10 protein-coding genes and 2 pseudogenes are annotated in these 15,302 nt (G+C 43.7%); 1 reads left to right on the top strand and 11 read right to left on the bottom strand.

The window, feature by feature from the left end:
• Positions 1–59 precede the first annotated feature (59 nt).
• The 3 genes from C1I60_RS09340 to C1I60_RS09330 are packed head-to-tail and all read right to left on the bottom strand — an operon-like array spanning position 60 to position 7,063.
• Positions 60–2,417, bottom strand: coding sequence for a beta-galactosidase (locus C1I60_RS09340; RefSeq protein WP_137061463.1), 2,358 nt, complete (start codon positions 2,415–2,417; stop codon positions 60–62).
• 22 nt (positions 2,418–2,439) lie between these two features.
• On the bottom strand, positions 2,440–3,726 hold the full coding sequence (locus C1I60_RS09335) for a cellulase-like family protein (RefSeq protein WP_137061462.1): 1,287 nt from the start codon (positions 3,724–3,726) through the stop codon (positions 2,440–2,442).
• The gene (locus C1I60_RS09330; protein WP_137061461.1) at positions 3,719–7,063 is read right to left on the bottom strand and encodes a tetratricopeptide repeat protein; all 3,345 of its coding nucleotides are present in this window, start codon (positions 7,061–7,063) and stop codon (positions 3,719–3,721) included. The genes C1I60_RS09335 and C1I60_RS09330 overlap by 8 nt, the downstream gene beginning before the upstream one ends.
• 136 nt (positions 7,064–7,199) lie before the next feature.
• Here C1I60_RS09330 and C1I60_RS09325 point away from each other — a divergent pair, with 136 nt between their 5' ends.
• Positions 7,200–8,081, top strand: coding sequence for an AraC family transcriptional regulator (locus tag C1I60_RS09325; protein WP_137061460.1), 882 nt, complete (start codon positions 7,200–7,202; stop codon positions 8,079–8,081).
• Positions 8,082–8,303: 222 nt separating this feature from the next.
• On the opposite strand, the gene C1I60_RS09320 is transcribed toward C1I60_RS09325, so the two are convergent.
• From C1I60_RS09320 to C1I60_RS09285, 8 genes and pseudogenes are all read right to left on the bottom strand, one after another.
• Entirely contained in the window at positions 8,304–9,890 is a 1,587-nt protein-coding gene (locus tag C1I60_RS09320; protein WP_252361649.1) for a sensor domain-containing diguanylate cyclase, read from the bottom strand.
• Between the two features lie 475 nt (positions 9,891–10,365).
• Positions 10,366–10,497, bottom strand: a pseudogene (locus tag C1I60_RS09315) (family 1 glycosylhydrolase); the annotation flags it as partial.
• Positions 10,498–10,605: 108 nt separating this feature from the next.
• On the bottom strand, positions 10,606–10,956 hold the full coding sequence (locus tag C1I60_RS09310; protein WP_353505564.1) for an oxidoreductase: 351 nt from the start codon (positions 10,954–10,956) through the stop codon (positions 10,606–10,608).
• Positions 10,957–11,005: 49 nt separating this feature from the next.
• On the bottom strand, positions 11,006–11,758 hold the full coding sequence (locus C1I60_RS09305; protein WP_137061458.1) for an SDR family NAD(P)-dependent oxidoreductase: 753 nt from the start codon (positions 11,756–11,758) through the stop codon (positions 11,006–11,008).
• Positions 11,759–12,064: 306 nt separating this feature from the next.
• On the bottom strand, positions 12,065–12,637 hold the full coding sequence (locus C1I60_RS09300) for a TetR/AcrR family transcriptional regulator (RefSeq protein ID WP_137061457.1): 573 nt from the start codon (positions 12,635–12,637) through the stop codon (positions 12,065–12,067).
• Between the two features lie 141 nt (positions 12,638–12,778).
• A complete protein-coding gene (locus tag C1I60_RS09295) occupies positions 12,779–13,816 on the bottom strand; it encodes an aldo/keto reductase (RefSeq protein ID WP_137061456.1) in 1,038 nt (345 codons plus the stop codon).
• A 244-nt stretch (positions 13,817–14,060) separates the two neighbouring features.
• Positions 14,061–14,771, bottom strand: coding sequence for an SDR family oxidoreductase (locus C1I60_RS09290; RefSeq protein ID WP_137061455.1), 711 nt, complete (start codon positions 14,769–14,771; stop codon positions 14,061–14,063).
• Positions 14,772–15,095: 324 nt separating this feature from the next.
• Positions 15,096–15,263, bottom strand: a pseudogene (locus C1I60_RS09285) (ArsB/NhaD family transporter); the annotation flags it as partial.
• Between the last annotated feature and the right edge of the window lie 39 nt (positions 15,264–15,302).

Raw genomic sequence — 15,302 nt, 5'->3', positions numbered from 1 at the left:
GGAACTAAATGATGAGGACCAGCATCTTATCTGAAGATCAACATCGAAAAATGCCCGGGTTACATGGTGATTTTGATCTCATACACAGGTACAATGCTGACCGAGCCGATGTCCACGATTCGTTCCTCTGTCGTCTCTTTCCAGCCAGCCATGGTCGTATTGCTGTTGAGAACCTTACCTTTTCGAATGGGGGAAACATACACATACATTCCTTGCTCGATAAGCCGATGTTCAAATGGTTTCAAACCCATTTCCCAGGTCGTATGGTTGCAGAAGTTATCGTGAATCAGTTCGCCATCAATAAAAGCATAACCAATATCTCCAGTATAATCGATACGCAGTAGAGCCTCCTTGATTCCGTCAAAGGCATTTATTTCGAAACCAAGAGTAAGTTTATCGTCATTAACCCTTTTCAAATAGAACTGGATTTCTTTCTTAGGAGCCCTTAAACGATACGTTTTAAATAATTCACTTTCTGTTATTTCAAGCAGCTCTCCACCAGAAATCGATGTGATTGGGGCATCAAAACCCGGGAATACACTCAGTGTTACAATCTCCTGGTCCGTTGATTCCAGCTTGATCTCAGCTCCAGATACAAGTACATTGGCACTTGTCACAATGACTCTGTCCCGACCTTGCAGGTTTACCTTCCAAAAATTAAGACTTTGTTCATCAGTCATCGTGTAGATGGCGACTTTTTTGCCACTTTTAGATACCAGGTGGATGAGACTATCTTCCTCTTCAGCAACCTTAATGAGCGTGTTCCCATCCATTTGGTCTATCGAACCTTTGTCGATGGTGGCACTGATCATATCTTTTGACTCCATTGCATAGGTTCCTTTCATACCCTCCGGTACAAAGAAAAAATAATATACTTCTCCAGCCTCTTCTATCCTTGTTATCAGCTGTGCCGTTGCATAGTTGAGCTTCATTCCATCCAGATTGAAATTAAATGGCAATATAGCGAAGCTTTCACGTCCTAACGTCAGCTCACCTTGACTAGGGATGACAATCGTTTCCTCGGGTAGCTCAATGCTTACATTAAAATCGCACAGGTCGACATTTTCGGCATGGTCTTGGAAATTATTTAGAAACAGGTAACCCGATCCAGCACTGGAGCGAACTGCATATCGCAAGGTATTCACATCGTAAGGATCCATCTGGGACGTATCGCCTGGCAGAATGGTCTTCATTAGGGAGAATTGCTTTTGGAACGTTGAAAAAAAATAATGCTGGAGCTTTGTTCTTTGGTATGATTCTCTTACTTGACCGAATTCACCGATCATGGCATTGAAATCATAGGATATTTTAGGTGTGGCCAGATCATTTGTGAACGGGTTAACCTCCCCCCGAGGATTCGAACCCCCATGATACATGTAGTATCCGATCAGGTTACAGCCTTCTGCAACCTTCATGACAGTCATTGCTGGAACACTACGATAGGGAAAGGCAAACCGGTATTTATAAAACTGAACCATGCCGCCACCCATCTCGCAGCAAGCGTACGGATAATCTTCTGGGGCGTATTGGGGCTCAAAATTGTAGCTCTTCGGAAGCTTGTTATTATGCTTGTCTCGGAAAATGTATTCCGGTGTCGCAGGATGCTCGTCCATCCCCTCCAGACGTCCCTCTTCGTAGTAGATCCATGGCCAGTAGGCATATCCGCCCCACAAGGGAAGCATATCAGGTATAGGCGTTGTTGCTCCTCCCCATCCTGTGCACGTATAGATCGGAGTATCGATCCCTGCTTCCAAGGCTATTTCTTTCAGTTTTAACATATGCGAATTACCATCACTTCCACTGTTTAACCACATATCATTAATCCCTACAGTTATTGCCCACTGGGCAGATGAATGATGATGCTCATTTTCGATTTGGGTGCCGATGATCGGCCCCCCCTCCTTATATAACAATCCCTTAACCTGGATGCCGATTTGGTTATACATTCTTCTTGTATAAAACAAATACTCCTCATCATTAGAACGAACCTCAAAGGGCCGACCGAATAACCAATCCGGTATACCGCCGTTTCGGATTTCCCCATGATTGAAGGGTCCGATCCGAATCATGACGTATAGCTGATGTTTATCGCACAACTCGATGAAACGGCGAAGGTTTCTGCTCCCACTCCAATTAAAAACACCCTCAATTTCTTCATGAAGGTTCCAAAAAATATAGGTTGCAATGATGTTTACTCCGCCCATTTTTATTTTAACCAATTCATCTTCCCAATAGCGTTCATCGTAACGGGCATAATGGAATTCACCACAAATGCCGAAAAAGGGCTCTCCGTCCTTCTCCATAAAATAGTTGGTGAATCCGATCTCCTCTCCTTTTGGATGGGTGCCGCCAAGCTGGATATGACCTTTAACAATATGCTTGTGATCGTCTTTGACCGTAATTCGATAGTTTCTCATGAAGTTCACTCCCCTCATTCGTTCATATTGAATTCAGGATAAATTGATTCCACTTGCGCTGCCAGGCTACATCATTCCAGAATGGATGATGCGGAGCACAGTTGGAGCAGAGGGTCATTCCCCAGAAACCAAGTGCCATTCCTTTTCGCAGCACATATTCAGCGATAAACTTGCCGACTGGGCCTTCTTCAAATTGGGCGTACAGCGGCGTATAGCCTACATAGCCTTCTCCTATGACAATGGGAATGCCGGAATGACGGGTCCATTCATGTATTTCTTCCAATCGGGTGTCCGCCTTCTGCAACATGGCCATTTTATGGTCTCCATACCGGTCGTACAAAAATAAATCCCATTGATCCGGGTCTGCCCAGTCATGCAAATAAATAAGCCTCATGCCAACCGGATTACCTTCCATCCGCCAATTTTGCTCCGAAGGCAGAGTCCACTCTGCAAATGGAGGAGCGTCTTCTCTTAATAGGGATTGTACGAATGGATTGGGGAATGGCGACAACTCATCATCAAGCCCTGCGGCTTCCATAAGCTCATTGAGCATCCCTTTGATATAAAGATGAAAATGGGCAACCTGCATATTACGTGCGACGTAAGCTTTAGGGTAGGCTTCATTTAACGTATAGCTGGCCGTCATCATAATATCGGGATGACATTGGCGAAGATATCCAACAGCTTCCTCTACATAGGGCTGCATGGCTTCAATAAGGGCTGATACATCCGTTTCAGCTATGCCTTCAGACGTTCCGACAGCGTTTAACTGTCCAAACTCCACTTCATTGTGCAACTCTGTATAGATAATCTGGTTCCTATAGCCTTCCGCTGTAACGAAACGAATCAACTGATCCATCGATCTTGCGATGGTCATAAATCTTTCCTTAGGAGGAATTGCAGCTAATGCATCTCTAAGCTCAGCATGAGCCAGGAAGCTGGGACTCTGCTGATATTCCCAAGAGGATAACATAATGTAACAGTTATGAGCCTTTGCTTGTCTAAACAGCTCAAGCAAATGAGCATGCCCATCCAGTACTGCGCCGCCGCGACAGTTATACCAGCGCGTACGCTGGCCTACTTCCCCAAGGTTGGCAAACTCCAAGGGTCCGGGCCGTTTGCCATCCGCCGTAAACAACATGAATGGCATAGCACATATTCGGATCGTATTGTAGCCTCTTTGGACCGCTTCTTTAAAACGGGCTTCAAGATCGCTATAGGGCTCACCTTCCTGTGTCATTGTATACCAAGAGAAATCCCACATCGTGATCGTCAATTTGCGCGGTACATTTCTCAAGAGATTACTCATTTGAGCTTCCCTCCCAGTCCATATGATTCAATGCTCCTTGGTGGTTAGCTTCCAGCTTAAGCACAGATTCAAAATGCAGGATAGCCTCGTCCTGTCGCCCTAATCCAAGCAAGCCCAGTGCTTTCATATAGGTACAATGGATCTGATTACGAATATTCAAATCATCTTCAAAAATGAGAAAGTCGGGTAATGAAACCGCGAAGTAATCTATTTTCACGGGTTCGAACAAGTGTCTTTCAGCGTAATCAATCAGCTTGTTGAATCGGCGCTTGCCTTCCTTCACATGACCAAGTTTCTTCCAAGCCAATCCTTGGTAAAATATCATATCCGGCTGTTGATCGTTGTAATACATGGGGTTGATGGGTTCCTCCAGTCCTTGGGAGGCCTTGGAAAAGGCCAGCGTTGCCTCATCTGTTAATTTCAATCGCTCATACGCGCAGCCCAAATAATAGTAGATATCATTATCCTGCGAACCCTTTAGCTTGCCTTCTCCAAGATTCTCTGGATAAACTAAAGCCTCCCGCAGCCCTTTTACAGCCTGTTCAATCCGCCCAGACCTCAGGTCGGACTTGGCAAGCTCTACTTTGGCCTGCTTATACTGTCCAGTTACCTTACCCTCTCCGCCTTCCCATGGATGAAATGTTCTGCCTGTCAGCAAGGATAACGCTATCTTGTGCTGCTTCATAATATTGTGAACGGTTACATATTCCAAAAACAGATCATCACGAAGCTTTACGATCCCCGGATAACTCTCCAGCAGGTTCAATCTGTCATCAGGCTTGATATTCAGTTTCTTATAAAGCTGGTCAAGCTCATAAAGAACACGCGCGTCTGATGTATTGCCTGCAAAGGCCTGCTCTAACGAATGGCGAGCCTTCTCTACTTGGCCTTGTTTGTTAAAATATCCAAGAGCAAGATTACGGTGAACGACGGGGAAGGTATCATCAATGGAACGAGATATTTCCCAGCTAGCAATGGCATCCAAGTGCCGTTTCTTATCATAGAGTAAATTGCCCAAGTAATAATGTGCCTTTCCATCCCCCGGTTTCGTTTGAACTGCAAATTGCAACACGTCGTACTCAAACAGAGTGTTGGGAAAGCAGTAATCGGGTACTGCTTCGGCTGCCTGAGCGAGAGCCCTGTTCGCCTGCTCGTGCTTGCCGATTTTAGCATAGCAGAAGGCCTGAATGTAATGCAGCATAGGGTAGGTTTGCGCCTGCTCTGAAGCGCCTTCCAGCACGAATGCCGCATCCTCATAGAGTCCTGCCGCCGCATAATCCGAGGCTATGGCTATATCATTGTGCACATCTCCACGCATCCATTTTTTCAATTCATCGAAGACCGTTATAGCATCAGACCGTAACCCGAGAGCCTCTAATGATAATCCTTGCTCACGGTAAGCTCCAAAATCGGCGATATCGAGCTTAATCGTTTCCTTGGAAAAAGCTACTGCCGCTTCGTAGTTGCCAAGCTTACGAAAAATAGCCGACTTAAGGTTGCGTGCTTTGTAGTTGCGAGCATTTCGGATGATCGAACGCTCCACAAGCTCCAATGCTTCTTCATAGTTCCCTTTTTCTGTCGCAATCTGCGCAAGTGAGAAATACCCGCTGTCTTGCCATGCCGCACTCCACACTGATTTATAAAATGCAGAGAACGCCTCATCCAGTCGCCCTTGATGTTTTAACGATAAACCAAGCTGATAATAGGCCTCACCGTCATAGGGGTTAGCGTTACGCCAGGTTACCCGCGAAATGGCTTTACGGAAGCACGCTTCGCTTGCTGAATACAACCCTCTACGGAGAAGCAACGTACCATATGCCACATTTATGCGGCTGTCTTTCTCATCTCTTTTCAGACCCTCCAGATAATACGCCTCGGGTTCGAAGGTGGCATGACGGTATTGCTCCAAGTGTTGACCAGCTAAATACAATTCTTCGTTCGTTCTTAATTCCTCCGGTTCCGGCAAGGGTGTTGCCGCAGCAGGCATCTGTTCAACTTGCTTTTTCTTCGGCTGGTAGCTAATCAGCTCCCTCCCTGTCGCGTCTTTGACAGTTAAGCATAGTTCATCATCATCAGCCAAGAGATCGATTTTCTGTACAAAGGCCATACTAGGTTCCAAATCTACAGATTCTTTAATATAGAGTCTCCGCTGGCTGCTTAATTCCACGACGGCTTTACGAAATGGAGAAGTCACATAGACTCCAATCTGTGCTGTCCCTTCACTGCGATCCATGTCCAAACTTACAGCTGCATCAATTGAAGCATTTTTGACCATACCAATATGTTTATAAGGCATAAAATACTGCGAGAACGATTTTTCTTCATACGGCTGAAGCCATGTAAAATCAGGTTGGTTATCGGTATATACACCCGTCATCAACTCGATGTAAGGACCGTCTTCGTCAGTTAGATTCCGATCCCATGCCTGGCCGAATTCGCCATTCCCCCATGTCCATTGCTTTTTTCCGGGAGAGATATGATGGTTGGCCACATGCAAAAGCCCGGCTTGTTTCATATGGTCATAACCACCTATGAAATTGTAGTCCGATTTATAGGCCATATATGAAGTGGGGACAGGAATATTTTTGTATCGGGAGATATCTACGCCTTCAGAATAATCCATTTTATAATAAATGCCTGTAGCGATCGGGAAACGGGATACATCTCGCTTTCCATGGTCGAACACGGCTGATACGTCCGGAGGAAAAACAGATTGAGTGTGATCATGTACCGCTACGGCTGGATTTGCCCACCATAGAAACGTTTGAGGCTCGGCAGTCCGGTTGTATAGCTGGGCCCCCATTTTAAGGTATGCTTTATCCGGTTGAAGTGTAAAACCAGCGGTTACTTTCGTGCCGAACATGCGGTCAATTTCGCTCACCCATACCGTCGCGCTACCGTCTTCATGTTCTTCCAGCTTGTATTCGACAGGTCCGTAAGTGTTGGGACGGTGATGCTGAGGCCAGTTAAACTCAATGCCTCCCGATATCCATGGCCCCAATAAGCCCACAAGCGCTGGTTTGATGACCTTGTTATAGTAAACAAAATCGTAACCGTTGGTCTTGTCGACCGCACGATAAATACGACCTCCCAGCTCTGGCATGATCTCAATACGCAAATATTTATTTTCCAGAAAAACCATTTGGTAATTTTCCAGTTTCTTATCATTCTCAATTTTATCAATTACCGGATGCGGATACACTCGACCGGAGCTTCCTTGGTAGACACGTTTCTCCAGAAACATTGGATTTTTGTCGGGTTTGCCAATGCCATACGTAGGGATCTGCACAGTTTCCTCCCACACGCGTGCCTTAGCGTCGAAGATGCTCAAATCCATCACTCCTTTATAGTCGCTCTTATATTCAGAGCTTACAAGTAAGCGACACTACATACAATTGACAATCCACTGTTTATGATGGACTATATACGTATTTCATGATTAGAGATGCATCCGGCTGGGAGATGAATAGATTATGAATAAGAAAGCTGATGGATTTGAGGGTGAAAGGTTATATGTCCTTCCGCCCTATATGTTGAATAAATTAAAATTGAATCCGCTTACGCGCAATCTATATATTACGGATATAGGCTGCTTTAGCCATGCCCGCCATCATTTTCGTGAAAGAACGCATGGTTGTGACTCTTATATATTCATTTACTGTGCCCGCGGAAAAGGTTGGGTACGAACGGTGGATAACGTAACCATTTGCATGACGGAGCGAAGCTTTGCTTACATTCCCAGGGACATGCCGCATGCTTATGGGGCTGACGATGTAGATCCTTGGACGATTTACTGGTTTCATCTCCAAGGGGACCAAATGGACGATTTCATGGCATTATTTGAGCCTTGTAAAACGTATGTTACAATGGCTGCCAGTGATGAAGTCAAACTACTGGAGCTATTTCATCAGTGTTACGACCTTTTATTGAATAAATCATACTCTGTTATACATTTAGTTCAAGTGTCGCAAACTGTTCGTTATCTGCTGAGTTTTGTATTATCCGTTGCATTTCGCAAGGAAGACAGTACGTACCAGAGCCATGTTGATAAGGCAACACGTTATATGCGCGAACAATTGGAATCCACCGTCTCGTTGGAGGAGCTTAGTCGGCATGTTCAGGTATCCAAGCAGCATTTAAACTTGATTTTCAAGCAATCAACCGGCTACTCTCCAGTGGATTACTATTTAAGAATGAAGATACAGAGGGCCAGTCAGCTTTTGGACTTAACGAATGCTTCTATTAAAGAAATTAGCATACAACTCGGTTTTAGGGACCCTTATTACTTCTCCAGACTGTTCAAAAAAATAATGGGCTGCTCTCCTTTGGAATATCGAAATAATCTGAAGGGTTGACCCATAGATGAGTCCCCCGTTCACTGCATGCACCATTCTCATGGATGATCCCTTACGACCGGCAGCATACCTAATTAAAAGATGATAATTGGTTGGTCCACCAACCAATTAATTTATTATCAATAAAATTATAACAAGAAGAGGCGACGGCTGAGAGGTCAGAAATAGATTACAGTCCATTCCGCGCAAATATGCTGGTTGTAAGCATTTTGAGGAGTTACTTTAACCCTCAGAGACTATCGTTCTGTTTCTTCCTCTGCTCTTGGCCAGGTACAATGCCTGATCCGCCTTCTCTATCAGCTCTTCCCGCTCTGACGCATGCAAAGGATAATGGGCGATGCCTAGAGAAACCGTAACTCGTGTCGGAATGGGAGCCCTGCTTTGTTCCAAAGCCCGACGGACTCTTTCCGCTACGTTGAAGGCTTCCTCAGGTCGGTTCAGCAGAATGACGAACTCTTCGCCGCCGTAGCGATAGCAAACATCATCCGGGCGAAGCGAGGTAACTATAACTTCGGCAACATGTTTCAGAACTTCGTCACCGATGAGATGGCCGTAGGTGTCGTTTACGAATTTAAATTTGTCTACATCCAGCATAATGAGCGAAAATGGCAGACCAGAGGCCATCCATTGACTCATCGTATTTTCAAGCGATCTTCGGTTCATTAATCCGGTCAGAACATCCGTCACAGCTTCCTGGGTCAATTGATCCGTCTGCTTCTGAATATTCAACACGGCAAGCAATACAGCCTTGGTGAGCAAATCGGCCTCCTGGCTCCAGTGCGACTTCGCTTCCGGCATTACAATCTCTTCCTTGCCCATCTTACTCACCAGATTTGCCAGATGGACAAAAGGTCGGGCTAACATGTACGCCACAAGTATGACTCCTATCAGCAGCGTGATGAACGGAAACAACGAATACCAGAGAATGGTCTGAATTTGGCCCATCAGTTGATGATGGATTAGACTAATCGGCGAAACGACCACAATTCCCCATCCGTTGGCCGGGACACTGGAGTACCCGGCAAGCATCTCGACGCCACTGGTGTTGCGAACTTGCTGTTCCCCGCTTTCCCCCTTCATCAACTTCTGCACTACCTTGTTGCTGCTGACATCCTCCCCGAGGAGCTGCTTGTCCGGGTGATACAGCAGACGTCCGTTGGAATCCACAATATAATAATAAGAACCGGAATCGTCCACATTACCGTTGCCAAAAATATCTGACAGGATATTGTTCTCCTGAAGATATAGCGTGCCGCTCAAAATACCGAGATATTTATCGGATCTGCTGAAAATCGGTTGGCTCATAAATACGATGAGTCTCTTAGTGTTTGGAGTCATGTAAGGGGAAGAAATATACGGTTTTTGGAGTGCCAAAGCTTCCAGACTGGCCTTAGACGTGATATGCTGACCTGCCGTTCCCACTCTAGCCGGCGCTACATTGCGAATCAGTCCGTTGGCTTCGACCACTGAGATGGAATTGAAGAAATTGCTGCTGTTACGCATCAGATCTAAATAATCGTCCACTTGCTTCGAAGTCATGGCATCAACATCGGAAAGTTTATCTGCACTGTATTCCAAGCTGCCGCGCATGGATCTAAATAAAGAATCCATCGTCCTGGAAATGCGATCAGCGTTGGAGTAATTCAGATGGAGCGTCGTCTCCGTCAATGATTTCTTTTGGGACTCATAAGAACCAACCAGAAGAATGCTTGAGGTTAACAGAACCACCAGCGTCACCAAGCCCGTAAGCAACGATATGAGACTTAGCTTTTTACTTTGACGATGTTCGGCTCTTCTCGGTGTAGACAAACTATGACCCTCCTTGGTCCCTAAAAACTTGTTAAATCCATAATACATCAAATTCTAAGGTTATTCGACAATTAGTCGGTGAACCCCATCTTCTCATAATATAAATGAGGAAGACTGAAAAAATGCAAGGGCCTCGGGAACTTGAACTTGCTTCACTCGGACACTTCAAACAACATGATATCTAGCAAGTCATTTCCATTAACTTGGCAATGAAAAGGTCATCTTGGGCATCTCCGCGAACACGCTGTATCGTTGTAGCCGAACACAACCAAGATGGGAAACAGGCTTTCTCATGAGAACCTTTTAAACCAGCAGTTTGTTGCGGGGTTCCCAAACGAGGTTCTGTTTATTCTCCTTTTGTAGCTAGCCATAAAAATTGTTGTCTGAACACCCCCTATAGAGAAAACAAAAAAAACCGCAACTATCACGGTTTCTTAAGCATGCTATTCTTGTGCTTGGGCAAAAACAAATTTGGCTACAGTTCTTCGCCATTGGATTCAATGACTTTTTTGTACCAGTAGAAGCTCTTCTTCGGCGTTCTGCTCAGGTCACCATTGCCATCGTTGTCTTTGTTGACATGGATGAAACCGTAGCGTTTTTTCATTTCGCGCTATACCATTTTTTATCAAATACGTTTTTTGAAAACATCGAACATCTTTTAGACTAAAAACATGGCGCACAATTTTCAGTTGTACGCCATGTTTCACCCTTTATGCTATTGTAGTCCCTCTTGCGATTCTAATTCTTCCATCGTAGGATAATCCGTGTAACCTTTACTTCCCAGATCAAAGAATGTTGTCGGATCTGCTTCTGTAACCTTTTTCCATCCTTCAATATGCTTATCCGTATAGATCCCAGGTGACCATAAGTACCCTTGACCATTATCAGAAGGTTGTGTACCTTCCGTAATAACGAGTCCCATTGACGCTCGTTGAGCATAATAAAGGGAAGTTAGCTCTCCCGGTGTACCATCTTCTTGCGATCTACTACGTGTCATTGGTGCCATTGCTAAACGGTGTGGTAACTCCATTTCTCCAATTTTCGTTTTACTCCACAACTTTTCCATTCTGATACTCTCCTCTTCAAATGAAGTTATACGGATATATAAATTCGATTTAAAATTCTGAAATTATTGGATATATTTCGCCTCTCAGATTGAAATCATAGTTCTGGTCTACAATCCCTACCACCTCGTTACTATCATAAAGATCTACCATGAAGCCCGCCATTTGTTTGGCAGTGTGGTACTTAGGCATGTTTGCTTTGTAATCAAATTCTTCAGCATCTATTGATTTCTTCACGAATTCCGTTTCCGTTATAGCTGGTGCTAAAACTTTTGCCTTTAGTTTTGCTCCTTTCAGTTCTAGTTCTTTTGCAAGCCCTTCTGTGAAGGCACTAACGTAGTATTTGGATGCGGAATAAGCAACGCTCCCAACAGCAATGGCATATCCGAGTGCGGATGATACGTTAATTAACTGAGTTCCTTCTACATCAGCATAATCTCGCACATATAGTGTAGAAAGGATCGTCAAGGATTCGATGTTAACACGTAACATAGTTTCAACTTTATCTAAATTCTGTTCTACTACAAATGAAGCTTCACCAAGCCCCGCATTGTTAATCCAGGTCTCAATTTGGTATTCCTTTAAATTGTTATACAGTGTGTAGGCCTGATCTGTAACAGACAGATCACTTGTACAAACAATAACATTTACATTAGGATCAATTTCCTGAATTGTTGATTTAAGCTCTTCTAACTTATCTAATCTTCTAGCTACCAAAATTAAGTTTTTGCCACGTGCAGCAAATGCCAATGCCGTCTCATATCCAATTCCTGAACTTGCTCCTGTGATAACTGTGTACTTCATAATATTCTCTCCTTCATAAAATGCAGATTATTGTACATGAATTTCAAAAACAAATTTAGAACGATCATTCTTATTTGGGTAAAAAAAAGTTAGATCTAACTTGCTTTAAGTATATCGATTTTAGAACGAACAGTAAAGAATTATTTTCGCGGCTAATAATTTTAATTTTGAGACCGAATTTCTTGTCTTGTTTGAGGCATAAGATACAAGTTCTTTCCTCCGCTAGAGGGACAAGAACTTGTATCGCGGAAACAAAAAACTTCCATTTAGGTGACTCCTTTTGCCCGATAAGTTGTAATTACACTTTTAATCTAATCCGGACAGTGTCATATCAATAATATCCTTTAATTTTTGTTGATCCGTTGTTGTCTTAACCAACGTCCGTAGCCCCAACCAGGCATTCATTAAATAATGGGAAATAACTCTAGGTTCAAAGTTAGCCTTGATCTCACCCGTTTGCTGACCCTCCAGAATAAGGGTAGCCAATAATTCCTCAGTTTGGGTATAACTCTTCTGTACCAGGGATGCAACCTCTGGATCCAACACGCCCAGTTCCACGCCTGAATTCACGAGGAAACATCCTAGAGGTTCTCCTTCATTTCTTAATGTCGACTCGAACATTTCTCGAATTAAGTCCTTGACCGGTTTTTGTCTTTCAACCAGACATTTCATTTTGCTGGTCTGCTTCGTTTCATATCGTTCGAGTGCCTTCATAAATAAGGCATGCTTATCACCAAAAGTATCATAGATACTTCTTCGGTGAATGCCCATAAAATTAACCAATTCTTGCATTGAAGTTTTCTCATATCCTTGTGCCCAGAACAGGCGTATTGCTTTATCTAATACTTCATTAACTTCAAATTCCTTGGATCTTGCCATTGTAATCACCTCGAATCATCATTATACATTGAAGTGAACGATCGGCAAACTGGAAAGAAGAACATGAATAAAATCAAGCGACTTATCGTTTGATTTTATTCTTGGTGTATGGAATACAGGTATGATGCCTATCTTATATATTTAACGCAGGATTCTTCGTTTGTCTGCTTGTAACCAATCGGGTGTCCAACCTTTTTCCAACGCATCCAGGGTTACTCCTGGTGGAACAATGGCATCTATCGCATCCAGTATATCGCTGCTTAATCGGATGTCACTACCCTTTAACGTTTCCCGGAGTTGTTCAATTGTTCTTGCCCCAACAATGGCAGAAGTAATGGACGAATGAGCTTGTGTGAATGCCATAGCAAGATGAGGTAAAGTTAATCCTGCTTCATCTGCAAGTGTTTGGAGTTGGGCTATGGCTTCAAACTTGGTGCGGTTTTCTTCTCGATTAGGGTCAACAACAGATTTTAAGCGTCCAGCGAAGGTGGCTGCTCTTGAATCCGGGGCGACAGCTTCTCCTGAACGGTATTTTCCCGTTAATAAGCCACCCGAAAGTGGGCTCCAAACCAAAACACCCATTCCATATTTTGCTGTGGCAGCAAGCAGATCGAATTCGATACTTCGGTTTAAAATGGAATACGGGGCTTGCTCAGAGACAAAACGTGCTACATTTTTGCGTTCGCTAGTCCATTGAGCTTCGGTCACTTGCCATGCCTGAAAATTGGATGTACCAATATAGCGAATCTTCCCTTCACGAACCAGGTCCGTAAGTGCGTCAAGACTCTCTTCAATATCGGTATGGAGATCCGGCTGATGTAGTTGATACAAATCGATATAATCCGTTTGCAACCTTCTCAAGCTACCCTCTACTGCACGCTTAATCCAATATTTCGAGTTACCGGATTGATTAAGTCCACTACCCATGGGCATTCCGCCTTTCGTGGCCAGAATAACATCCTGTCTGCGTTCTTTTAGAATGTGACCCAGAATTTCTTCGGATTGACCACTTGAATAGACATCCGCAGTATCGATCAGGTTAATTCCTCCAGCCAAAGCTTCATCCAACATGACTGCAGCTTCTTTCTCCGTGTTGTTCCCCCAAAAACCAAAAGTACCTGTACCTAATACAAAACTGCTTACTTTAAGGCCTGTATTTCCTAATACACGATATTCCATGTTCAATCCATCCCTTCTCCATCTGTTATAATAAGAATGATCATTCTAATATATTTGCAAAAATTCTCTGTTTTTCTTTTGAACAGATGATCCCAATCAATTCAAAAACTGCGACTGCATCTATCCACCACTACTCTTATGCATTAATGGCTAAGCCATAATTGATATATCTTTCATGTCTCCAGTTCCTCACAATTCATCACTTACGATGTGAGTTCACCGACGAGGTCATGATTAAATTTGGTTACCACGGAACTTGAGTGTCCATGTAATAGAATTCACCGGTCGGGCCGTCCTCTGGCAAAGTCGCTAACCGAACTGCTGTAATCGCTCCATCTGCTTCGGACAGTTCTGCATTTTCCCCACCCATTTGCGTTTTGACCAAGCCTGGATGCGTGGAATTGATTTTCAGGTTTGTGTCCTTCCATTTTTGTGACCAATATACCGTAAGCAAATTTAGTGATGCTTTGGATGCCGAATATGCTGGACTGGCCATCGCCTGCACAGATTCGTTGGATAAATTTAACTGAATCGATCCCAAAGCACTGCTTTGATTGACGATTCTCCCCGCATCGCTTTTTAATAACAGTGGCAACAAAGCTTCCGTAATATAATATGGCGCGAAGGTGTTTACTTCGAACGTATCACGCAGGAAATCCCCTTCATATCCCGAATTTTCGACCAAGATTCCCGCATTGTTCACCAGTATATCTAGACGGTCATATTCCTTATCAATGAAGTGAACCAATTCAGCAATGTGCTCGGCATTCGTAACTTCGAGCTGTACACCAATAGCTTGAATACCTTCAACCTGCAGTTTGCTTGCAGCCTCGTCGGCCTTCGATTTTGTGCGTGCACCAACCAATACTGTTATTCCTTGCTGACCTAATTGTCTGGCAACTTCGAAACCGATTCCTTTATTTGCACCTGTTACAAGTGCGATTTTGTTAGACATTGACCTATTCCTCCTACATCAACAATATAACATATTGAGAACGATCGGTAAATAATAACTATTTATGACCGCAATTAATCGAGCATATCTTTTGAGTCTTGGCTGCATCCTACTCTCTCAGGACCTGCGGTCCAAATATCATTAGCGTTAGAAATGGAAGAACAACGTAGATCGCTGCAAAAGGAAGGCAGACAACAAGTATTACGTTTGAAGAGATAATTCCCTATTGGGTCTGTCATTAAATCTCGAATGCTAAAAATAGCATAATCAATGCTTCTTGAAAGAAAATAAGGACTATCTCCCATAGGAAATAGCCCCTTTACTGAAGTAGCCAACCAACAGCACCGCGAGAATGATCCAGGACATACGGAACATTTTTGGATTTTTAATCGCTTCTGTAGGTATCATTCATTGTGCGGCATCAAACGTTTTTGGTATCCTTTTGTGGAAAAAGAGATACAGCACTACCATACTAGCCAATAAGGAAAATAATCTTCTCATCCAATTTCAGTACCCAAACCATCGCTAGAA

Origin of the sequence: Paenibacillus terrae (assembly GCF_005217525.1) — a bacterium.
Taxonomy (GTDB): domain Bacteria; phylum Bacillota; class Bacilli; order Paenibacillales; family Paenibacillaceae; genus Paenibacillus; species Paenibacillus terrae_C.
The sequence above is the reverse complement of the archived record's forward strand: the minus strand, read 5'-3'. Positions and strand labels throughout refer to the sequence as shown.